Origin of the sequence: Streptomyces sp. NPDC060194 (assembly GCF_042728285.1) — a bacterium.
Classification (GTDB): Bacteria; Actinomycetota; Actinomycetes; order Streptomycetales; family Streptomycetaceae; genus Streptomyces.
In genome coordinates, this window is sequence record NZ_JBHWZH010000107.1 from 1 (window position 1) to 20,307 (window position 20,307).

Sequence of the window (20,307 nt, forward strand, 5' to 3'; positions counted from 1 at the left end):
GCGTCGAGCCGCTCGCCCGGTCCCCCGCACACGATCGAGGAAAGAGTGCACCGCCCATGCCCCGGGTGCTCGTGGTGGAAGACGATCCGCAACTGGTCCGCGCCCTGAAGATCAACCTCCAGGCCAGGTCGTACGAGGTCGAGGCGGCCGGAGAGGGCGCCACAGCCCTACGGATCGCCGACGTCTGGCGGCCCGACGTGGTCCTGGTGGACCTGGGCCTGCCGGACATGGACGGCGTCGAGCTCATCCGGACGCTCAGGGCTTCGAGCCGCGTGCCCGTCCTGGTGCTCTCGGCCCGCCACCTCTCGGAGGAGAAGGTGCGGGCCCTGGACGCAGGCGCCGACGACTACGTCACCAAGCCGTTCAGCATGGACGAACTCCTCGCCCGGCTGCGCGCCGCCACCCGCCGACGCGATCCGGTGCGGGTCGAGAGTGCCGTGCCGACGGTCGTGGCCACCGACGACCTCACCATCGACCTGGTCGCCAAGAAGGTCCGCCGCGAGGAACGGCTCGTCCGGCTGACTCCGACCGAGTGGCACCTGCTGGAGATCCTGGTGTCCAGGCCCGGACACCTCGTGCCCCGGCGCACCCTGCTCACCGAGGTGTGGGGCCCCGGTCACGCACGCAACTCGAACTACCTGCGGGTCTACATGGCCCAGCTCCGGCGGAAGCTGGAGCGCGACCCCGCCCACCCCCGCCACATCATCACCGAGGCGGGCATGGGCTACCGCTTCGAGCCCTGACAGCCTCCTCACGGAAGAAGTAGAGATCACCATGGGACGCGGCAAGCTGCGGATCTACCTCGGCTCGGCCCCGGGCGTCGGCAAGACCTACGCCATGCTCTCCGAGGCCCACCGGCGGGTGGAGCGCGGCACCGACGTGGTCGTCGGGTTCGTCGAGCACCACAGCCGGCCGCGCACGGAGGTCATGCTGACCGGTCTGGAGTCCGTTCCGCGGCGCGAACTGGAGTACCGGGGCGGTACGTTCACCGAGATGGACCTGGACGCGGTTCTCGTGCGCGCCCCGTCCGTGGCCCTGGTCGACGAGCTCGCCCACACCAACGTGCCGGGCTCGCGGAACGCCAAGCGGTGGCAGGACGTCGAGGAGCTGCTGAAGGCCGGCATCGACGTCGTCTCCACCGTGAACATCCAGCACCTGGAGTCGCTCGGCGACGTCGTGGAGTCGATCACCGGGGTGCGGCAGCGGGAGACGGTGCCGGACGAGGTGGTGCGGCGGGCCGACGAGATCGAGCTCGTCGACATGTCGCCGCAGGCGCTGCGCCGCCGGATGGCGCACGGCAACATCTACCAGCCCGACAAGATGGACGCCGCCCTCTCGAACTACTTCCGGCCGGGCAACCTCACCGCCCTGCGCGAGCTGGCCCTGCTGTGGGTCGCGGACCGGGTAGACGAGTACCTGCGGCAGTACCGGGGCGAGCACGACATCCGGACCACATGGCAGGCGCGCGAGCGCATCGTCGTGGGACTCACCGGCGGGCCCGAGGGCCGCACCCTCATCCGCCGGGCCGCGCGGCTCGCGGAGAAGGGCGCCGGCGGCGAGGTGCTCGCCGTCTACGTCGCCGCCAGCGACGGCCTGGTGAGCGCCTCCCCCCGGGAACTCGCCGACCAGCGCACGCTGGTCGAGGACCTCGGCGGAACCTTCCACCACGTCATAGGGGACGACATCCCCTCCGCGCTCCTGGAGTTCGCCCGCGGGGTCAACGCCAGCCAGATCGTGCTGGGCGTCAGCCGCCGCAAGACCTGGCAGTACGTGCTGGGCCCCGGAGTCAGCGCCACCGTCGCCCGCGACTCGGGTCCCGACATCGACGTCCACCTGGTCACCCACGACGCCGTCGCGAAGGGCCGCGGCCTGCCCCTCCCCCGCGGTGCACGGCTGGGGCGGAGCCGGGTCATCTGGGGCTGGCTGGCCGGACTGGCGGGACCCGCGCTGCTCACCCTGCTGCTGAGCACCGTGGTGCCCGACCTCGGGCTCGCCAACGACATGCTGCTGTTCCTGACGGCGACCGTCGCGGCGGCGCTGCTGGGCGGCCTGCTGCCGGCCCTGGCGTCCGCCGCGTTCGGGTCGCTGCTGCTCAACTACTACTTCACGCCGCCGCTGCACCGGTTCACCGTCTCAGACCCCAAGAACATCGTCGCCATCGTCATCTTCGTCGGAGTCGCGGTGTCCGTGGCCTCCGTCGTCGACCTCGCGGCCCGCCGCACCCACCAGGCGGCCCGGCTGCGGGCCGAGTCGGAGATGCTCTCCTTCCTCGCCGGCAGCATCCTGCGGGGCGACAACTCGCCCACCTCGCTCCTGGAGCGTCTGCGCGAGACGTTCGCGATGGAGTCCGCGGCCCTGCTCGAACGCGCCGGCGAGGTCGAGCCGTGGACGTGCGCGGTGTCCGTCGGTGCGCATCCGGTCGGACGGCCGGAGGAGGCCGACGTCGACATCCCCGTCGGGGAGAACCTCGCGCTCGTGCTCACCGGCCGTGCCCTCCCGGCGTCCGACCGCCGGGTCCTCGGCGCGTTCGCCGCGCAGGCGGTCGTGACCCTGGACCGGCAGCGGCTCGTCGGCCAGGCCGAGGAGGCGCGCAAGCTCGCCGAGAGCGACCGCTTCCGCACCGCGCTGCTCGCCGCAGTCAGCCACGACCTGCGCACTCCGCTGGCCGGGATCAAGGCCTCCGTCACCTCGCTGCGTTCGGACGACGTCGCCTGGTCCGCCGAGGACCAGGAGCTGCTCCTCGAAGGGATCGAGGAGGGCGCCGACCGGCTCGCGGCCCTGATCGGCAACCTCCTGGACATGTCCCGCCTCAACACCGGGACCGTCGTCCCCGTCATCAGGGAGACCGACCTCGACGAGGTGGTCCCCATGGCACTCGGCGGCGTCCCCGAGGGCAGCGTGGAGCTGGACATCCCGGAGACGCTCCCCATGGTCGCCGTCGACCGCGGACTGCTCGAACGGGTCGTCGCCAACATCGTCGAGAACGCCGTCAAGTACAGCCCGGACGGCCGGCCCGTCCTCGTCTCCGCCAGCAGCCTGCGCGACCGGGTCCAGCTCCGCGTCGTCGACCGCGGACCGGGCGTCCCCGACCAGGCCAAGGGCAGCATCTTCGAACCCTTCCAGCGCCTGGGCGACGCGCCGGCCGGAGCCGGTGTAGGCCTCGGCCTCGCGGTCGCCCGCGGCTTCACCGAGGCCGTCGGCGCCACCCTCACCGCCGAGGACACCCCCGGCGGGGGCCTCACGATGGTCCTCGAACTCCCGACCGCCGGCCGCTCGTCCGGAGACGGCCCGGACAGCCCGGCCGGGGCCGCCTCCTGACGACACGACCCCGCGGCCCGACGTGGGCGGAAGCCCGGCTCAGCCGCGCGGCCCGCCCGCATCCGAGAGCAGGTTCTCGAGCTCCCGGCCGGCTTCCTCGTATCCCGCGTCGGAGATCCGCTGCAGCTCGCTCAGGTCGCCGGCCGCCACCGCCCGCCGGGTGAGCAGGAGCCCGGCACGCTCGGACCCCTCGTCGAGGAGGTCGCTCAGTTCCGCAAGGTCGCCTGCCGCGTCGGCGAGGTCGGCGAGCCGCTCCAGCGCGGTCTCGTTGCCCGCGTCCGCCACCTCGCGCAGGGCGCCCCGGTCAGGGGTCGTGGGGTTCGTCATGACGCCATGCTGCGGCCCTGCCCCAGGGGGAAGGTCAAGTGGGACGATGGCCGGGTGATCACCATCGGGCAGTTGGCCGGGTACGTCGGGGTGTCGACGAAGACCGTCCGCGTCTACCACGACAAAGGGCTGCTCCCGGAGCCGGAGCGGGACGCGTCCGGCTACCGGCGCTACGACGCGCAGGCCGTCGCCCAGCTCGTCAAGATCCGCACGCTCGCGGAGGCCGGTGTCCCGCTGGCCCGCATCCGCGGCCTTCTGGCCGCGAGCGACACGGAGTTCCGGCAGGCGCTGGACAGGATCGACGACGACCTCACCGTGCGCATCGACGCGCTGCGGGGGACGCAGGAGCGCCTGCGCGACCTCGCGGCGGGACGACGGGCGCTTCTGCCCGCCGAGGTCGGCACGTATGTGGACGACCTGACGTGCTGGGGCTTCTCCGCCCGGTGGACCGATCTGCAACGCGACTTGTGGATCCTCGTGTTCGCGACCCACCCGGAGCGTGCCGCCGACCTGTTCCGCGACCAGGCCGCGACCCTGAGCGACCCGGCTCTGCGCGGGCTCTTCCTCGACTACGACCGCGCGCACGGCCTCGATCCCGACGACCCCCGCATCGCCGACCTCGCCCGCCGGATCACCGCCGCGATCGGGACGCGCTACGCCGATCAGGCGCCTCCCGAGGTGGACGCCGCCTCGGCCGTGCCCGCCCTCGTCCAGGACACCGTGAACGCCTCCTCTCCCGCCTGGCAGCGCCTCGACACCCTCATCCGCGCGCAACTCGGCGCCCGCACCGCCGGATGAGCGGCCCCACGGCCTGCCGCGCCGGGTGTATCGCGATGTAGCGTCAGGACTGTCACCACTCCGCCGGCCCTGCCGGGCGGAGACCCACGAGCGGACCGGACGGAAGCATGCCGGAAGAGAAACCAGCCACCGGAACGCAGGCCGGGGTCGTCCCGCCGTCGGAGCTGCGCGCCTCGCACGCGGACCGCGACCGCACAGTGGACGTGCTGCGCGTCGCAGCGGGCGACGGGCTGCTCGACGCCGACGAACTCGACGAGCGCCTGGAGATCGCCCTGTCGGCGCGGACCCGGGGCGAGCTGGCCGCCCTCACCGTCGACCTGCCGACCACCGCGGGCGGTGCGGCGGCCGAGGTGAAGGACGTCGTCCGGATCGAGCGGGCCTTCGGCGGCCCGATCCTCCGGACCGGGCGCTGGGTGCTCCCCCGGCGGCTGGAACTCGCCGTCGCCTGGTGCGACGTGACGCTCGACCTCACCGAGGCCGTCCTCACCCAGGACGCCCTGCGGATCGACGTGGGGATGGCCGGGAAGACCCTGAAGGTGATCACCGCGCCCGGCGTCGAGGTCGACGTCGACGGGTTGGCCCTCGTCCACTGCAGGCTCCGCCACCGCCGCGCGCCCCAGGACCCGGCCAGGCCCACCCGGCTGCGGGTCGAGCTGGTCGGTCAGAAGGTCCACGGCAGGGTGGTGGTGCGGCCCGCGCGCCGCACGCTCGGCCAGTGGCTGCTGCGCAGGCCGGCGGCCCTGCCCTCGGGCCGCTGACCGTGACGGGGTCTACATCAGCCCCTCCGCGAGCGGTCCGAGGGACAGGACGGGCAGGAAGTTGAGCAGGGTCAGGAGCACGGCCGCGGCGGTGGCCAGGAGGACGAAGGTGGCGCCCCGCGCCTGGAGCGTGCCGGCGGTGACGGCTCCCGGTTCCTGCCGGGCGAGGCGTCTGGCGAGGGCCAGCAGGAAGGCGATCGGAAGGTAGCGGCCGATCAGCATCGCCGCCGTCATCAGCAGGTTGTGGAAGTCGATGGCGCCGTTGAAGCCCGCCATGGCACTGCCGTTGCTGTTGACGACGGAGGTGTAGGCGTAGACCACCTCGGTGAGCCTGTGGGACCCGGTGTTGGTCATGGACGACTGCCCGTGGCCGAGCGCCATGGCCAGGGAGGCGCTGACCAGGATCGTGGCCGGTCCGACGAGCGAGTACAGGACGACGTAGCGCATCTCGCCGGCGCCGAGCCGCTTGCCGAGGAACTCGGGGGTGCGGCCGACCATCAGGCTGCCGAGGAAGACCGCGACCATCGTCACCATGAGGAGCCCGTACAGGCCGCTGCCGGTGCCACCGGGGGCGATCTCGCCGAGCATCATCCCGGCGAGCAGGACGCCGCCGCCGAGCGCGGAGAAGCTGTCGTAGGACGAGTTGAGGGCACCGTCGGCTGAGGCGGTGGCGGCGACGCCGAACAGCGTCGAGCCGGGGACGCCGATCCGGGTCTCGACCCCTTCGTACGCCCCGCCGACGGCCTCGGTGACGGTTCCGGTGTGCGTGCTCTGGGCGAGCGAGCCGGCCGCGAGGAGCAGGCCGAAGAGGATGCCGACCACCGCGAGCAGGGTCCAACCCTGGCGCAGGGAGCCGACCATGCGGCCGTAGGTGCGCAGGAAGGCGGTGGGGACCAGCAGCATGAGCACGATGGAGAGCGCGTTGGTCGTCGCCGAGGGGTTCTCCAGCGGGTGGGAGGAGCTGGCGTTGAAGAAGCCGCCGCCGTCCCCCGACATCAGCTTGATCGACTCCCAGGAGCCCACCGGTCCGCCGGTCAGTGTCTGTTGACCTCCGCCGAGGGTGGTGACGGTCTGCGCCCCGGTCAGGTTCTGCTGGACGCCGAGGGCGACGAACACCAGACCGGCGACGACCGCCAGCGGGAGCAGGACGCGCAGGACGCAACGGGTAAGGTCCACCCAGAAGTTGCCCAGTTCGGTGGCGTTCCTCCGCACGAGCCCCCGGATCAGCGCGAGCGCGGCGCCATGCCGACCGCCGCGGACGCGAAGGCCTGGGCGGCTTTCCACCGCGGCCGGGTCCTCGCCGTCGCCTGCTCCCGCTTCACCGGCAGCCGCTGCGAGGACGTGGCCTGCGCCACCGATCCATCGGGACGACGGCAGCACCTCGCCCTCGCCTGTGTCGCCGGGCTCACAGCGGACATCGCCGCGCGCGGCCGGACGGCGACATGGAGCTGCTCGACGGCGAACAGGGCGAGTCGGCTGCTCGCCTGGACCCCCGGCTTCCGTCTCGCCCGCGAGTACGTGCACCACACGACCGGGGCCGCCGCCGTCGCCGCCTCCGTGCCGGAGCACGCGGCCGCGTGAGCGGACCGTACGGCCCTCTCTAGGCGTCCGGGACCAGCGCGCGCGGGTCGTCCTCCCGGCCGTCGGCGGCCGATCGCCGCCCCGACGCGTCGAGCACGAGTGCGGCCAGGCAGGCGAGGTCGGCGGCGACGAGTCGCGCCTCCACCGAGGGCACGACGGACTCGTCGGCGGGCGTCATGAGGAAGCGCCCGCCGACCCGGCCGGCCGCGACCGTTGGCAACGCGACCGTTCCCTCGGGCCAGCCCTGGCGTTCCAGATCCCAGATCCAGCCGTCCACCCGGAGCGAACCGTCGGGCCTGAGGACCGCGGCGGCGGTCCCTCCCGGCCCCGGGACGGCTGTGAACCGGCACTCCCGGAGGTCCAGGACGTCCACGAGGTCCTGGCGGATCCGTTCCAGCAGCTCGGGGCCCGTCCGGCCACCCGACCGCACGAGGCGGAACGTGTCGTGCAGCCGCTCCAGGTGCTCCGCGTCGAGCACCGCGGCCGACGTCATCACCCGTCCGCGCGCGGCGATCTGGGAGACCACCAGGCCGACGACGAGCATCAGGACCGCCAGCTCGACGTCGTCGCGGTCGCGGATCCGGAAGCTCAGATAGGGCTCGGTGTGGAAGAAGTCGAGCCAGGCCGCCGCGGATACGGCGGCCAGCGCCCCGGCCCAGCGGTTGCCGAACGCCGCGACGGCGACGACCACGAAGACCAGGACGAGGGCCAGGTTGACGGGGGCGAGGGTCGTCCGGGCGGGCAGGAGAGCCAGAGCCGCCAGGAGAGGTGCGAGGAGCGCTGCCGCAACCGCGGCCGTGTCCCGGAACGGCATACGCATGATCGGCCTCCTCGGCGGCCCGCGGCGGGGCCTCGTCCTCCTCCAGCCTGCGCCCGGTGTGAGAAAGGCGACCCCGCCGCAGCCGATCTTTACGGTTCCCTGACGCCTTAGCCCCAGAGGCCCTGGCTCGGGGTGCCTAGGCTGGCTCGGCCGCAGGTCAGGCGGCACCCCCTCGTCCAGCAGAACCCAGGAGCTCTCCCATGACCACCACGAGCACGGTGCGCGGCGACAGGCTGCGCGCGTGGATGCTGGAGGGCTTGTCCGACATGGGCAAGGGCAGGCCGTCCCGGCCGAAGGCGTCCGCTCCGGACGCCGGGCACAAGGGCCAGCCCTGGTACCGGGTGATGTGCCTCACCGGCGTCGACTACTTCTCCACGCTCGGCTACCAGCCCGGCATCGCCGCCCTGGCCGCCGGACTGCTGTCTCCCGTCGCGACGATCGTGCTGGTGGTCGTGACCCTCGCGGGCGCCCTGCCCGTCTACCGCCGGGTGGCGGAGGAGAGCCCGCACGGCGAGGGCTCGATCGCGATGCTGTCGCGGCTGCTGTCCTTCTGGAAGGGCAAGCTCTTCGTCCTGACCCTGCTCGGCTTCGCGGCGACCGACTTCCTCATCACCATCACGCTCTCCGCGGCGGACGCCTCGACGCACCTGGTGGAGAACCCGCACCTCGAGTCCGCGCTGCACGACAGGCAGCTGGTCATCACGATGATCCTCATCGCGCTCCTCGGCGCGGTGTTCCTCAAGGGCTTCCTGGAGGCCATCGGCGTCGCCGTCGCCCTCGTCGGGGCGTACCTCGCGCTCAACGTCGTCGTCGTGCTGGCGGGGCTGTGGCACGTCGCGACGGAGGGGCACGTCGTCACCGACTGGACCGCCGCGCTGACCCAGGAGCACGGCAACGTCTTCGTCATGATCGGAGTGGCGCTGATCGTCTTCCCGAAGCTGGCGCTCGGACTGTCCGGCTTCGAGACCGGCGTGGCCGTCATGCCGCACGTGAAGGGCGACCCCGGGGACACCGAGGCGAGGCCCGCGGGCCGGATCCGCGACACCAAGAAGCTCCTGACCACCGCAGCACTGATCATGAGCGGATTCCTCATCTGCACCAGCTTCATCACCACCGTGCTCATCCCGCACAAGGAGTTCGAGTCCGGCGGCGAGGCCAACGGCCGGGCGCTGGCCTTCCTCGCCCACGAGTACCTGGGCAGCGTCTTCGGCACGGTCTACGACGTGTCGACCATCGCCATCCTCTGGTTCGCCGGCGCCTCGGCCATGGCGGGCCTGCTCAACCTGATGCCCCGCTACCTGCCCAAGTACGGCATGGCCCCGCACTGGGCCCGCGCCGTACGCCCCATGGTGATCGTCTTCACCCTGGTCGCCTTCCTGGTCACCTGGATCTTCGACGCCGACGTCGACGCCCAGGGCGGCGCGTACGCCACCGGCGTGCTCGTGCTGATCTGCTCGGCGGCCGTCGCGGTGACGATCGCCGCGCGCAAGGCGGGCCAGCGCGGCTGGACGATCGCCTTCGGCGCGATCTCGGTCGTCTTCCTCTACACCACGGTCGTCAACGTCATCGAGCGCCCCGACGGCGTGAAGATCGGCGCCTGCTTCATCGCCGGCATCATCCTGATCTCGCTGCTGTCCCGGCTCGGCCGCGCCTTCGAACTCCGCGTCACCGACATCACCCTGGACGACACGGCCGAACGGTTCATCCAGGACGTCTCCCGCCGCACCCCTCGCTTCATCGCCAACGAGCCGGACGCCCGCGACGCGGCCGAGTACCGCGACAAGATCGAGCAGATCCGCGCGGACAACGACCTCTCGACGGCCGAGGACGTCGTCTTCGTCGAGGTCACCGTCACCGACCCGTCCGAGTTCGAGGCCGGGCTCACCGTCCGCGGCGAGGTCCTCCACGGCCGCTACCGGGTCCTGACCGTCGAGTCGTCGTCCGTCCCCAACGCCCTCGCCGCGCTCCTCCTGCACGCCCGCGACCGCACGGGGACCCGGCCCCACATCTACTTCGAGTGGACCGAGGGCAACCCGTTCAGGAACTTCCTGCGCTTCTTCCTCCTCGGCCACGGCGAGGTCGCCCCCGTCACCCGCGAGATCCTCCGCGAGGCGGAACCCGACCGCGACCGCCGCCCCGGCGTCCACGTCGGCTGACCCGCCTCGCGCGGGCTGACAGGCTGACAGATCAACTTCCGGCGGGCAGGATGGTGCGACATGACTACCGCACGAACACCGGAACACCCGCCCATCTACGCGTCCTTGGTCGCCGAACTCGGCGACGTCCTGAACGAGTCCCGGGCCGTGGCCCGACGCACGCAGGAGGAGTCGCGCCGGGCGCTGGACTGGAACGCGCTGGGCCGGCCCGGCCCCGAGGGGCGGTCGGACCGCGGGTTCTCCGCCTTCGGCTGAGGGGCGGGCGAGCCGTCAGGCCGGACGCCGACCGGTCCCGGAGCCCCGCGGGTACGGGCGACGCGTCGCGGGGTCCCGCCCCCGACGCCCTCCGCACCCCCGTCGTCCTCGCACCGTCCGCAACACCGCTGGTGAGCGACGTCGCGGGCGGCCGCGTCGTCTAGTGTGTCGGGCGACGGGATACGCGCGGCGTACGACGGAGGGGTCCGAGGTGGAATGGCGTGGGTTCGCGCAGGACATGGCGTCGCTGGCGCGGGAGCTCCTGGCGCAGGACTCCGTGGACGCGACGCTCGCCCGGATCACCCGGGCGGCCACCGAGCGGATCCCGGGGTGCGACGAGGCGGGCGTCCTGGTGCTGAGCGGCCGCACGGTGCGCTCCCTGGCGCCGACGGGTGACCTGGTCGTGGAGAGCGACCGACTGCAGGAGCGGCTGCAGGAGGGCCCCTGTTTCGACGCCGCCCGCCCCGAGACCCGCGAGCGGGTCTACCGCATCCGGGACTTCACGAAGGAGCATGCCGAGTTCACGCAGTACGTTCCGCAGGCCCGTGAGCTCGGGGTCGGCAGCATGATGGGCTTCCTGCTCTACACGCAGGAGCAGGAACTCGGGTCCCTCGACGTGTACTCCCGCGAGCCGGGCGCCTTCTCCGAGGACGACGAGGTGGCGGGCTGGCTGCTGGCCTCCCACGCCGCGGTCGCCCTCGCGGCCGCCCGCAGCCACGCCCAACTGGAACAGGCGCTGTCCACCCGCCATCTCATCGGGGAGGCGATGGGCATCCTCATGGGCAGCAGGAGACTGAGCGAGGACGAGGCCTTCGCCGTGCTGCGCCGCTACTCGCAGGAGCACAACGTCAAGCTCCGGGAAGTCGCCCGGCGGATCACCGAGCACGGATCGATATGAGCGCGCCGCGGTGGACGGTGGGGCCGAGGGCGACGTAGCCGCCCGGGGCCGACGCCGGGCAGGCGTGCGCTCCCGGGCGCGGTCCGCCGAGGTCGATGTCCGGGTCGTACGGCGTGGCGCCGAGGCACGCCTCCGCGTCCGGCGTCAGGTCGTGTCCGGCTCGACGCCCGCACCCTCCGGGGTGTCCTCGCGGTGGAGGAAGGCGCTCAGGAGGTCGCCGACGGGGTGGTCGGCCTCGGACGGGTGGCGGAGGGCCACCGTCGGGTCGATGGTGTACCGGTTGCGGCGGCCCACCCGGGTGCGGGTCAGGTACGCGGCGGCCTCCAGGTCCGCGACGATGATCTGCACCGCCCGCTCGGTGATGCCGATGGCGGCGGCGACGTCGCGCAGTCGGATCTCGGGGTCGCGCGCGAGCTGCATGAGCACCCGAGCGTGGTTGGTCAGGAACGTCCACTGGTCGCCGCGTGCCGATGAGCTGCTCATGGCGTCCATCTTACGAACTCTGCTTCGCGTGTCACGAGACCGTATGCGAATATATATTAGCGAAATCGATTTCGCGTAACCGTTGACGTACGTCAGCGGCGAGGAGACCCTGGGGAGACGCCCGTGACCGCTCCACCTCTCGCCACAGGGCCGTCCGGGCTCCGGAAAGGAGACGTTCCGCGATGAACGACCTGTCGTTCCCTGTCCCCCTGTGGGTGTGGGCCGCGGTCACCGTAGGCATCTGCGTGATGCTCGCCGTCGACCTGGTCGCGCACCGCGACAACCACGTGATCGGCTTCCGCGAGGCCGCCGTCTGGAGCTCGGTCTGGATCGCGATCGGTCTCGGTTTCGGCCTCGTGCTGCTGGCGTGGCAGGGCGGCGAGGTGTCCTCCACCTACTACGCCGGCTACCTGATCGAGAAGGCGCTCTCGATCGACAACGTCTTCGTGTTCGCCCTTGTCTTCTCGTTCTTCGCCGTCCCCGACGCCTACCAGCACAAGGTGCTCTTCTGGGGCGTCCTCGGGGCGCTCGCGGCGCGACTCGTGTTCATCTTCGTCGGCGCCGAACTGCTCCAGGTCTTCTTCTGGACCGCCTACGTCTTCGGCGCGTTCCTGATCTGGACCGGCTGGAAGATGGCCGTGTCCAAGGACGAGGAGGTCCATCCGGACCGCAACCCGGTCGTCCGCCTGGTGAAGAAGCTCATCCCCACGGACCCGTGGTTCCACGACGACAGGTTCTTCGTCCGCCGCAACGGCAAGCGCGTCGCGACCCTGCTGTTCGTGGTCCTGGTCGCCGTCGAGGCCACCGACCTGATCTTCGCGATCGACTCCGTCGCCGCCGTCCTCGCCATCACCACCAACACGTTCCTGGTGTGGACCGCGAACGCCTTCGCCGTCCTCGGCCTGCGCAGCCTCTACTTCTGCCTCGCCGGGCTGCTGCGCCGCTTCGCCTACCTCCACTACGGCCTCGCGGTCCTGCTCGCCTTCGCCGGCGTCAAGCTCATCCTCTCCGAGACGCCCGTCGGCAAGCTCCCCATCCCGCTCACGCTCGGCGTGATCGTCGTGACCATCACCGTCTCCATCGGCTGGTCACTGATCGCCACCCGCGGTCGGCCCGACGAAACCGCCGACGGGCCGACCGGGAACGCTCCCGCCGGTGACGGCCGACCGACACGTGGCACCGGGTCGGGCTGAGGTGGACGCACCCGACGGTGGCCGCGAGGCCACCGGGTCGGGGAGAGTGGGGGCCATGACGGTGATCCAGCGCCTGACGGGCGTGTACCAGGCGGACGGCGGCCTCATCGGTGAGATCGGCTACGCGGTGCGGAAGGCGACGGGCCGCGGCCACTGCGCACTGTGCGACGTGACGCACCGCGGCATCCGGGCGAAGCCGGAGTGGACGGCCTGGGTCGCCTCGCTCCCCGTCCCGTTCGACCTGGTCCACCTCAACGAGCGGAGCGCCGAGGTGCGCGCCTTCACCGACGGGATCACCCCCTGCGTCGTGGCGCACACCGGCCAGGGGCTGCGCCTGGTCCTGGACCGTACCGCGCTCCCACGCACGGCAGGCGACGTCGACGCCTGCGCCGCGGCGCTGTCCGCCGGTGTGCGGGAGGCCGGTCTGAGCTGGCCGGCGGACGGCGGCGGTCCCACGGGGCCCCAGCCTTCGCCGTACGGCTGAGGGCGACTCCGGTGGGTTCCTTCCGGATGCTCCGATGCTCGCCAATACTGGACCTCGACGGTCAGCACCGAGCGACTGCGGGGAACCTGACGGATCGTCCGCGATCCCAGCAGGAGGTCAGCATCACCACCGCCGGAGGCCGCTGAGGGGGCGCTCAGCGACCTACGACCGCGAGAAAGCCTCTGAACAGGCAGAACGACGTTCAGCGGGCCAGTTGCCAGACTCCCGAGGAGGAACCGTTGAAGATGCTCATCAACGTCGCGGAGACCGTGGTGGCGGATGCCCTGCGTGGCATGGCCGCGGCGCATCCGGAGCTGAACGTGGACGTCGAGCGGCGCGTGATCGTGCGGCGGGACGCGCCGGTGGCGGGGAAGGTGGGGCTGGTGTCCGGCGGGGGGTCGGGGCACGAGCCGCTGCACGGGGGGTTCGTCGGGCCGGGGATGCTGACCGCGGCGTGTCCGGGCGAGGTGTTCACGAGTCCGGTCCCGGACCAGATGGTGCGGGCCGCCGCGGTGGCCGACAGCGGGGCGGGGGTGCTGTTCGTGGTGAAGAACTACACGGGCGACGTCCTCAACTTCGACATGGCGTCCGAACTCGCCGAGGACGAGGGCATCCAAATCGCCCGGGTCCTCGTCGACGACGACGTGGCGGTGACCGACAGCCTGTACACGGCGGGCCGCCGCGGCACGGGCGCGACGCTGTTCGTGGAGAAGATCGCCGGGGCGGCGGCCGAGGAGGGCGCGCCGCTGGAGCGGGTGGAGTCGATCGCCCGGGAGGTCAACGCCCGCTCGCGGAGCTTCGGGGTGGCACTGAGCGCGTGCAGCACGCCCGCGAAGGGCGGTGTCACCTTCGACCTGCCGGCCGGGGAGCTGGAGCTCGGCGTCGGCATCCACGGCGAGCCGGGCCGCGAGCGGCGGCCGATGATGACGTCCGGGGAGATCGCGGACGTCGCCCTGGACGCGATCCTGGAGGACCTGCGGCCGCGCAATCCGGTCCTCGCCCTGGTCAACGGCATGGGCGGCACGCCCCTGCTGGAGCTGTACGGCTTCAACGCCGAGGTGCAGCGGGTGCTCACCGAGCGCGGGGTCGCCGTCGCCCGGACACTGGTGGGGAACTACGTCACCTCGCTCGACATGGCGGGCTGCTCGGTGACGCTGTGCGAGATCGACGAGGAACTGCTGCGGCTGTGGGACGCGCCGGTGAGCACGCCGGCCCTGCGCTGGGGAAGGTGAGGACCGCCGTGCTGGACGCCGACTTCTTCCGCCGCTGGATGGCGGCGACCGCGGCCGCCGTCGACCGGGAGGCGGACCGGCTGACCGACCTGGACTCGGCGATCGGCGACGCCGACCACGGGAGCAATCTGCGCCGCGGGTTCACCGCCGTGGCCGCCGCCGTCGGGAAGGAGCCGGCGACGCCCGCCGCGGTGCTGAAGCTGGCGGGCGGGCAGCTGATCTCCACCGTGGGCGGTGCCTCCGGGCCGCTGTACGGGACGCTGCTGCGCCGGACGGGCAAGGCGCTCGGCGACGACGCGGCGGACGTCTCGCGCGAGCAGCTGGCCGAGGCGCTGCGGGCCGGCGTCGACGCGGTGGCGCAGCTCGGCGGCGCGGCGCCGGGCGACAAGACGATGCTGGACGCGCTCGTACCCGCGGTGGACGCGCTGGCCGACTCCTTCGCCGCCGCCCGGGCGGCGGCCGCCGCCGGCGCGGAGGCGACGGTCCCGCTGCGGGCGCGCAAGGGACGGGCCAGCTACCTGGGCGAGCGGAGCGTCGGGCACCAGGACCCCGGGGCGGCCTCCGCCGCGCTGCTGGTCGCCGCCCTCGCGGAGGTGGCCGGTGAGTGACGCGGTGGGCGTCGTGCTCGTCTCGCACAGCGCGGCGGTGGCGTCGTCGGTGGCGGAGCTCGCGCGCGGGCTGGCGGGCGGCGCCGAGGTGCCGGTCGCGGCGGCGGGCGGGCTGCCCGACGGGTCGCTCGGGACGAGCGCGGAGCTGATCGTGGAGGCGGCGCGGTCCGTCGACCGGGGGGCGGGCGTCGCCGTCCTGGTGGACCTGGGGAGCGCCGTCCTGACGGTGAAGGCGCTGCTCGCGGAGGGCGACGAGCTGCCGGCGGGGACCCGCCTGGTGGACGCACCGTTCGTCGAGGGCGCCGTGGCGGCGGTGGTGACGGCGGCGGCCGGATCGGACCTCCGCGCAGTGGCAGCGGCGGCCGGCGAGGCGTACGCGTACCGCAAGGTGTAGCGGGCCGAAGGCCTCCCGGAGCGACCACGGGGCGCTGTGCTCCCGACTCGCGCCCTCGGGGACGCCCCACGTTTTCGCACGTGCGTGCGGGGTACTCCGAGGCTCACCGGAGATCGAGCGAAGGAGACGGCCGTGAGCGGCGTCGGAGACGGATCCGGGGGCGGCGAGGCGCGCCGGGCCCGCGAGACGGCCCTGCGCGAGCACGGGCGGAGCGAGACGGTGGAGGAGCGCGCCGACCGGCGGTGGTCGGAGCTCATGACGGAGGTCCGGGTCGCGCAGACCGGGACGCAGATCCTCTTCGGGTTCCTGCTGACGGTGGCCTTCCAGCCGCGCTTCCAGGACCTGTCGCAGGCCGACCGGAACATCTACGTGCTCACGGTGGTGCTCGGAGCCGCCACCATGGGTTCGCTCATCGCGCCGGCCGCCTTCCACCGGATGGTGGTCGGCAGGCGGCTGAAACCGCAGGCGGTCACCTGGGCGGCCCGACTCACCCTGCTCGGTCTCGGACTGATGGTGCTGACGATGGGCTCGGCGGTGCTGCTGGTCCTGCGGGTGACGCTGGACGACGCCCTCGCGGCGTGGCTGACGGCGGGCGTGGTGCTGTGGTTCGTCCTGTGCTGGTTCGTGCTGCCGTTCTACGCGCGGCGCTCGGGCCGGCTCTCCCGCGGGGAGTGACCCCCGCCCCGCGGGCGGGCGTCCACAGCCCCCGCGGGCCCGCGTTCACGCCGCGCGCCGGGCCAGTACGAGCCGCCAGTGCGGGCTGCCGTCGGGGCGGCGCCCGAAGGCCTCCAGCGGGAGCAGCTCGACGGTGAAGCCCGCGCGGACGAGGTCGGCGCGGACCGGGCCGAGCGGCCAGGTGCGGTAGTACATGACGAAGGCGGGCCTGCGCACCAGGTTGCGGACCCGCATCACCGCGTCGAAGCCGCGGAGCATCCAGTGCAGCGGGGTGCGCGGGGACGGCGGGGCCCCCAGGGGGAAGGCGAGCAGGCCGCCGGGGCGCAGCGAGCGGTGGATGCTCGCGAACAGCTCCGGGCGCTCGGACGGCAGGAAGTGGCCGAACGCGCCGAAGCTGACGGCGAGGTCGAACTCCTCGCGGAAGGGCAGGTCGCGGGCGTCGGCCCGGACCCACCCGGGTTCGGGGCCGGGCCCGCCCCCGAACCGCGCGGCGGCCTCCCGGAGCATGCCCGCGCTGAAGTCGACGCCGGTGATCCGCTGCGTGCACAGCCCCCGCAGCACGCCGACGCCCGCACCGGTGCCGCAGCAGACGTCGAGTCCGGCCGCGAAGGGGCCGAGTGGGGCGAGTGCGTCCCTGGTGGCGTCGAGGAAGCGGTCGGGGGTCCGGAACGGCGTGTGGTCGAACTTCGGGGCCAGCAGGTCGTACCCCCGCTCGACGGAGGACAGCGCCTGGACGATCAGTTCGGGGAGGGTGGGGCCCTGAGGGGTGAACACGGCCCCACCCTACGGGCCGCCGGACGCGCGAAGGGCTCAGCCGACGACGCGGCGGTGCACCCGGGCCTCCCAGGGGCCGAGTACGGGCCGGTCGGTGAGCGGTCCGTCCGGTCCGTCGAGGTTGGTGAGGACGGTGTCGGCCCCGGCCCACCCGGCGGGGAGGTCCACCGGGACGTCGTCGCCGGTGAAGTTGCCGAGGACGAGGAGTTCGGTGTCCTCGTGCCGCCGGGTGAACGCGTACACGCGCTCGTCGTCGGGCAGCAGCATGCGGAAGTCGCCGTGCACGACGGCGGGTTCGGTGTGCCGCAGCGCGATGAGGGCGCGGTAGTGGTGGAACACCGAGTTCGGGTCGTCGAGTTGGGCGGCTGCGTTGACCTCGGTGTGGTCGGGGTTGACCCCGAGCCAGGGGGTGCCGGTGGTGAAGCCCGCGTGCGCGGTGGCGTCCCACTGCACGGGGGTGCGCGCGTTGTCCCGGGAGACGGCCCGCAGGGCGTCGAGGAGTTCGGCCTCGTCGGCGCCGTCGGCCATCTCGTCGCGGTGGTGGTTGAGGGTCTCGATGTCGCGGAAGTCGTCGATGGAGGCGAACGGGGCGTTGGCCATGCCCAGTTCCTCGCCCTGGTAGACGTACGGGGTGCCGCGGTGCAGATGCAGGACGGTGGCGAGCATCTTGGCGGATCGCACCCGGTGCGCGGGGCTGTCGTCGCCGAAGCGGGAGACGATCCGCGGCTGGTCGTGGTTGTTCCAGTAGAGGCTGTTCCAGCCGGTGGTGGCCAGGCCCTCCTGCCAGCGGCCGAGGCTGGTCTTGAGGTCGGTCAGCCGCAGCGGGCGGCGGTCGAACTTGCCGGCCGGGCCGTGGTCGAGGCCGACGTGCTCGAACTGGAAGACCATGTCGAGTTCGCGCCGGGCGGGGTCGGTGAAGAGCCGGGCCTCCTCGACGGTGACGCCGGGCATCTCCCCGACGGTCAGCAGCGGCCCGGTGCGGCCGGCGAAGACCTCGCGGTGCATCTCGGCGAGGTACTCGTGGATGCGCGGCCCGCAGACGTAGAAGGGGCTGCCGTCCCCGTACCGGCCGAGCTCGGGGACGCGGCCGTCGGGCAGGTCGGGGTGCTTGGAGATCAGGTTGACGACGTCCATCCGGAAGCCGTCGACGCCGCGGTCGAGCCACCACCGCATCATGGCGTACACAGCCTGCCTGACCTCAGGGTTCTCCCAGTTGAGGTCGGGCTGCTTGCGGCTGAAGAGGTGCAGGTAGTACTCGCCGCTCGCCTCGTCGAGGGCCCAGGCGGGGCCGGAGAAGAAGCTGCCCCAGTTGTTCGGTTCGGCGCCGGGCGTGCCGGGGGTGCGGCCGGGGCGGGCCGGGCGCCAGACGTACCAGTCGCGGCGGGGCCCGTCCGGGCCGCCGTCACGGGACTCCTCGAACCACGGGTGCTCGTCGGAGGTGTGGTTGACGACCAGGTCCATGACCAGCTTCATGCCGCGGGAGTGCACCTCGGCGAGCAGTCGGTCGAAGTCGTCGAGGGTGCCGAACAGCGGGTCTATGTCCTGGTAGTCGCTGATGTCGTAGCCGTTGTCGTCCTGCGGCGAGGGGTAGACCGGCGAGAGCCAGACGACGTCGACGCCGAGCCGCTCCAGGTGGTCGAGGCGGGCGGTGATGCCGGGCAGGTCGCCGACGCCGTCGCCGTCGGAGTCGGCGAAGCTGCGCGGGTAGATCTGGTAGACGACCGCGTCGCTCCACCATGCGGTGGCCGGACCGGGGGCGTTGTGGGACACGTCGGAACCTCACTGGGGTCGGGAAGATCACCGGGCGTTGACCAGGGTGCCGCATCGACGGGCGCGCGCGCCGGAAGGCCGCGAACCGCCCCTCCCCAACTGGTCCGGTGGTAAAGGGGATTCGATCACCGCGGAAGCCCGCACTCCCCCGAACTCACGTATTTTGACGAGGGGGTTGACGCCCTCATTGGTCTATGCCACCTTCTAGCCACGCGGTTGACCAGTGAGACCAACTGGTCAACTTCGTGTCAGCGGTCCCCCACGCTCCCTCACCCCCGAGAGGAACGCTCGTGTCGCGAACCAGCACCCCCAGGAGACCCGCCCGCTCGGCGGTCCGCGCCGCCGTCGCCACCGCGCTCGCGGCAGGTCTCGGCGCCACGGCGCTCGGCATCGCGCCGGCCTCCGCGGCCGGCGAGCCGGTCACCGTCCAGTACCGGCAGAGCTCCACCGGCGGCGACCAGGTCGAGCCCTGGTTCAAGGTGGTCAACACCGGCAGCACGCCGGTCGCCCTCAGCACCGTCAAGATCCGCTACTACTTCAAGGCCGATCCCGGCGCCGCCGGGTACACCTACGCGTGTTCCTGGGCGGTGAAGGGCTGCGCGAACATCACCGGCACCTTCGGATCGCTCGCCAACCCCACCGCCACCGCCGACCGCTACCTGGAGATCGGCTTCACCGCCGGCGCCGGCAGCCTCGCCCCCGGGGCGAACACGGGTGACATGCAGCTGCGGTTCCACCGCTCCAACTGGCAGTCGCTCAACCAGGCCGACGACTACTCCTTCGGCCCCTCCCAGACCTCCTACGCCAACTGGTCGAAGGTGACGGCCACCGTCGGCGGCACCCTGGTGTGGGGCACCGCCCCGGCCGGCAACAACCCGGGTGACCCGCCGCCCACGGACCCGCCGCCGACCGACCCGCCGCCCACGGGGGCCGCGCTGTTCGACGACTTCAACTACACCTCGCACACCGACCCGAAGATCGCGGCCAACGGCTGGAGCGTGCGCGCCAACTCCGGCGGCCCCGGGGTGCCGGGCGCCACCTGGGCCCCGCAGAACGTCACCTTCGCCAAGGAGGGGACGAACTCGATCATGAACCTGGAGTCGTCCACGGCGGGCACCCCGGAGTCCACCAAGTTCACCGAGGTCCTCACCCAGGCCACGAAGTTCAAGAACGGCACGTACGCCGCCCGGGTCCGCTTCTCCGACGCCCCGCGCTCGGGCCCCGACGGCGACCGGCTGGTGCAGACGTTCTTCACCATCAACGACCTCAAGGCGCCGATGGCCGACGACTACGCCGAGTACGACTTCGAGTACCTGCCCAACGGCGGCTGGGGCGAGCCCGCCAACATCCTCTACGCCACCTCGTGGGAGACCTACCGACCCGACCCCTGGGAGGCGGTCAACGCGCACACCGAGTCCCGTACCAGCTACGCCGGCTGGCACGACCTCGTGCTCACCATCGACAACAACGTGATCGTCTACTACGTCGACGGCCAGGAGTTCGGCCGCCACGACGCCAAGTACCTGCCCGAGCGCCCGATGTCGATCAACTTCAACCAGTGGATGATCGACCTGGCCGGTCAGACGAGCACCACCCCGCGGTCCTACGACCAGAAGGTGGACTACGTCTTCCACGCCAAGGACCAGGTCCTGACCCCGGCCCAGGTCGCGGCGAAGGTCGCGGCCTACCGGAGTGCGGGCACCGCCTTCACGGACACCGTCCCGAGCGCCTGACCGCGCACCACCGCACGACGGGTGCCGCCCTCCTCCGCGCGGAGGAGGGC

At 72.4% G+C, this 20,307-nt stretch carries 21 protein-coding genes; 15 read left to right on the forward strand and 6 right to left on the reverse strand.

The features are described from left to right. Window positions 1-56 precede the first annotated feature (56 nt). Both ACFWEG_RS21385 and ACFWEG_RS21390 read left to right on the forward strand, forming a co-directional pair. Window positions 57-743, forward strand: coding sequence for a response regulator (locus tag ACFWEG_RS21385; protein WP_387217471.1), 687 nt, complete (start codon window positions 57-59; stop codon window positions 741-743). A gap of 31 nt (window positions 744-774) precedes the next feature. Beyond that, on the forward strand, window positions 775-3,318 hold the full coding sequence (locus tag ACFWEG_RS21390; protein WP_387217474.1) for a DUF4118 domain-containing protein: 2,544 nt from the start codon (window positions 775-777) through the stop codon (window positions 3,316-3,318). A 39-nt stretch (window positions 3,319-3,357) separates the two neighbouring features. Here the strand turns inward: ACFWEG_RS21390 and ACFWEG_RS21395 are convergent, their stop codons facing one another. Further along, window positions 3,358-3,645, reverse strand: coding sequence for a hypothetical protein (locus tag ACFWEG_RS21395; RefSeq protein WP_387217475.1), 288 nt, complete (start codon window positions 3,643-3,645; stop codon window positions 3,358-3,360). A gap of 54 nt (window positions 3,646-3,699) precedes the next feature. Between ACFWEG_RS21395 and ACFWEG_RS21400 the strand changes: the two genes are divergently transcribed. Then, window positions 3,700-4,443, forward strand: a complete 744-nt coding sequence (locus tag ACFWEG_RS21400; RefSeq protein ID WP_387217478.1) for a MerR family transcriptional regulator — start codon at window positions 3,700-3,702, stop codon at window positions 4,441-4,443. A 107-nt stretch (window positions 4,444-4,550) separates the two neighbouring features. After that, the gene (locus ACFWEG_RS21405) at window positions 4,551-5,201 is read left to right on the forward strand and encodes a DUF1707 domain-containing protein (RefSeq protein ID WP_387217481.1); all 651 of its coding nucleotides are present in this window, start codon (window positions 4,551-4,553) and stop codon (window positions 5,199-5,201) included. Between the two features lie 12 nt (window positions 5,202-5,213). Here the strand turns inward: ACFWEG_RS21405 and kdpA are convergent, their stop codons facing one another. Continuing rightward, window positions 5,214-6,485 carry a potassium-transporting ATPase subunit KdpA gene (kdpA, locus tag ACFWEG_RS21410; RefSeq protein WP_387217483.1) on the reverse strand — a complete coding sequence of 424 codons (1,272 nt, stop codon included), beginning with the start codon at window positions 6,483-6,485 and terminating at the stop codon, window positions 5,214-5,216. Between kdpA and ACFWEG_RS21415 the strand changes: the two genes are divergently transcribed. Further along, on the forward strand, window positions 6,444-6,782 hold the full coding sequence (locus tag ACFWEG_RS21415) for a GNAT family N-acetyltransferase (RefSeq protein WP_387217486.1): 339 nt from the start codon (window positions 6,444-6,446) through the stop codon (window positions 6,780-6,782). The genes kdpA and ACFWEG_RS21415 overlap by 42 nt on opposite strands. 19 nt (window positions 6,783-6,801) lie before the next feature. On the opposite strand, the gene ACFWEG_RS21420 is transcribed toward ACFWEG_RS21415, so the two are convergent. Continuing rightward, the gene (locus tag ACFWEG_RS21420; RefSeq protein ID WP_387217488.1) at window positions 6,802-7,602 is read right to left on the reverse strand and encodes a DUF4118 domain-containing protein; all 801 of its coding nucleotides are present in this window, start codon (window positions 7,600-7,602) and stop codon (window positions 6,802-6,804) included. Window positions 7,603-7,802: 200 nt separating this feature from the next. Between ACFWEG_RS21420 and ACFWEG_RS21425 the strand changes: the two genes are divergently transcribed. From ACFWEG_RS21425 to ACFWEG_RS21435, 3 genes are all read left to right on the forward strand, one after another. After that, entirely contained in the window at window positions 7,803-9,758 is a 1,956-nt protein-coding gene (locus tag ACFWEG_RS21425) for an amino acid transporter (RefSeq protein WP_387217491.1), read from the forward strand. A gap of 60 nt (window positions 9,759-9,818) precedes the next feature. Beyond that, on the forward strand, window positions 9,819-10,013 hold the full coding sequence (locus ACFWEG_RS21430) for a hypothetical protein (RefSeq protein WP_387217494.1): 195 nt from the start codon (window positions 9,819-9,821) through the stop codon (window positions 10,011-10,013). Between the two features lie 211 nt (window positions 10,014-10,224). Next, complete coding sequence (locus ACFWEG_RS21435) at window positions 10,225-10,911, forward strand: GAF and ANTAR domain-containing protein (RefSeq protein ID WP_387217496.1); 687 nt, start codon at window positions 10,225-10,227, stop codon at window positions 10,909-10,911. A gap of 144 nt (window positions 10,912-11,055) precedes the next feature. Here ACFWEG_RS21435 and ACFWEG_RS21440 read toward each other — a convergent pair whose 3' ends face one another. After that, on the reverse strand, window positions 11,056-11,394 hold the full coding sequence (locus ACFWEG_RS21440; protein WP_387217498.1) for a helix-turn-helix transcriptional regulator: 339 nt from the start codon (window positions 11,392-11,394) through the stop codon (window positions 11,056-11,058). A 182-nt stretch (window positions 11,395-11,576) separates the two neighbouring features. Between ACFWEG_RS21440 and ACFWEG_RS21445 the strand changes: the two genes are divergently transcribed. The 6 genes from ACFWEG_RS21445 to ACFWEG_RS21470 all read left to right on the forward strand — a co-directional run bounded on the left by ACFWEG_RS21445 (window position 11,577) and on the right by ACFWEG_RS21470 (window position 15,980). Continuing rightward, complete coding sequence (locus ACFWEG_RS21445; protein WP_387217500.1) at window positions 11,577-12,587, forward strand: TerC family protein; 1,011 nt, start codon at window positions 11,577-11,579, stop codon at window positions 12,585-12,587. A 55-nt stretch (window positions 12,588-12,642) separates the two neighbouring features. Continuing rightward, the gene (locus ACFWEG_RS21450; protein ID WP_387217502.1) at window positions 12,643-13,071 is read left to right on the forward strand and encodes a hypothetical protein; all 429 of its coding nucleotides are present in this window, start codon (window positions 12,643-12,645) and stop codon (window positions 13,069-13,071) included. A gap of 239 nt (window positions 13,072-13,310) precedes the next feature. Beyond that, window positions 13,311-14,303, forward strand: a complete 993-nt coding sequence (gene dhaK / locus ACFWEG_RS21455) for a dihydroxyacetone kinase subunit DhaK (protein WP_387217504.1) — start codon at window positions 13,311-13,313, stop codon at window positions 14,301-14,303. 8 nt (window positions 14,304-14,311) lie between these two features. Next, on the forward strand, window positions 14,312-14,911 hold the full coding sequence (gene dhaL, locus ACFWEG_RS21460) for a dihydroxyacetone kinase subunit DhaL (protein WP_387217517.1): 600 nt from the start codon (window positions 14,312-14,314) through the stop codon (window positions 14,909-14,911). Then, window positions 14,904-15,305: a dihydroxyacetone kinase phosphoryl donor subunit DhaM gene (dhaM, locus tag ACFWEG_RS21465; RefSeq protein WP_387217506.1), complete on the forward strand. Its 402-nt coding sequence runs from the start codon at window positions 14,904-14,906 to the stop codon at window positions 15,303-15,305. The genes dhaL and dhaM overlap by 8 nt, the downstream gene beginning before the upstream one ends. 132 nt (window positions 15,306-15,437) lie before the next feature. Beyond that, complete coding sequence (locus ACFWEG_RS21470; RefSeq protein ID WP_387217508.1) at window positions 15,438-15,980, forward strand: DUF6328 family protein; 543 nt, start codon at window positions 15,438-15,440, stop codon at window positions 15,978-15,980. A gap of 45 nt (window positions 15,981-16,025) precedes the next feature. Here ACFWEG_RS21470 and ACFWEG_RS21475 read toward each other — a convergent pair whose 3' ends face one another. After that, the gene (locus tag ACFWEG_RS21475) at window positions 16,026-16,754 is read right to left on the reverse strand and encodes a class I SAM-dependent methyltransferase (RefSeq protein ID WP_387217510.1); all 729 of its coding nucleotides are present in this window, start codon (window positions 16,752-16,754) and stop codon (window positions 16,026-16,028) included. A gap of 36 nt (window positions 16,755-16,790) precedes the next feature. Next, window positions 16,791-18,524 carry an alpha-glucosidase gene (locus tag ACFWEG_RS21480; RefSeq protein ID WP_387217513.1) on the reverse strand — a complete coding sequence of 578 codons (1,734 nt, stop codon included), beginning with the start codon at window positions 18,522-18,524 and terminating at the stop codon, window positions 16,791-16,793. Between the two features lie 290 nt (window positions 18,525-18,814). Between ACFWEG_RS21480 and ACFWEG_RS21485 the strand changes: the two genes are divergently transcribed. Next, window positions 18,815-20,257: a cellulose binding domain-containing protein gene (locus ACFWEG_RS21485; RefSeq protein WP_387217515.1), complete on the forward strand. Its 1,443-nt coding sequence runs from the start codon at window positions 18,815-18,817 to the stop codon at window positions 20,255-20,257. Window positions 20,258-20,307 lie beyond the last annotated feature (50 nt).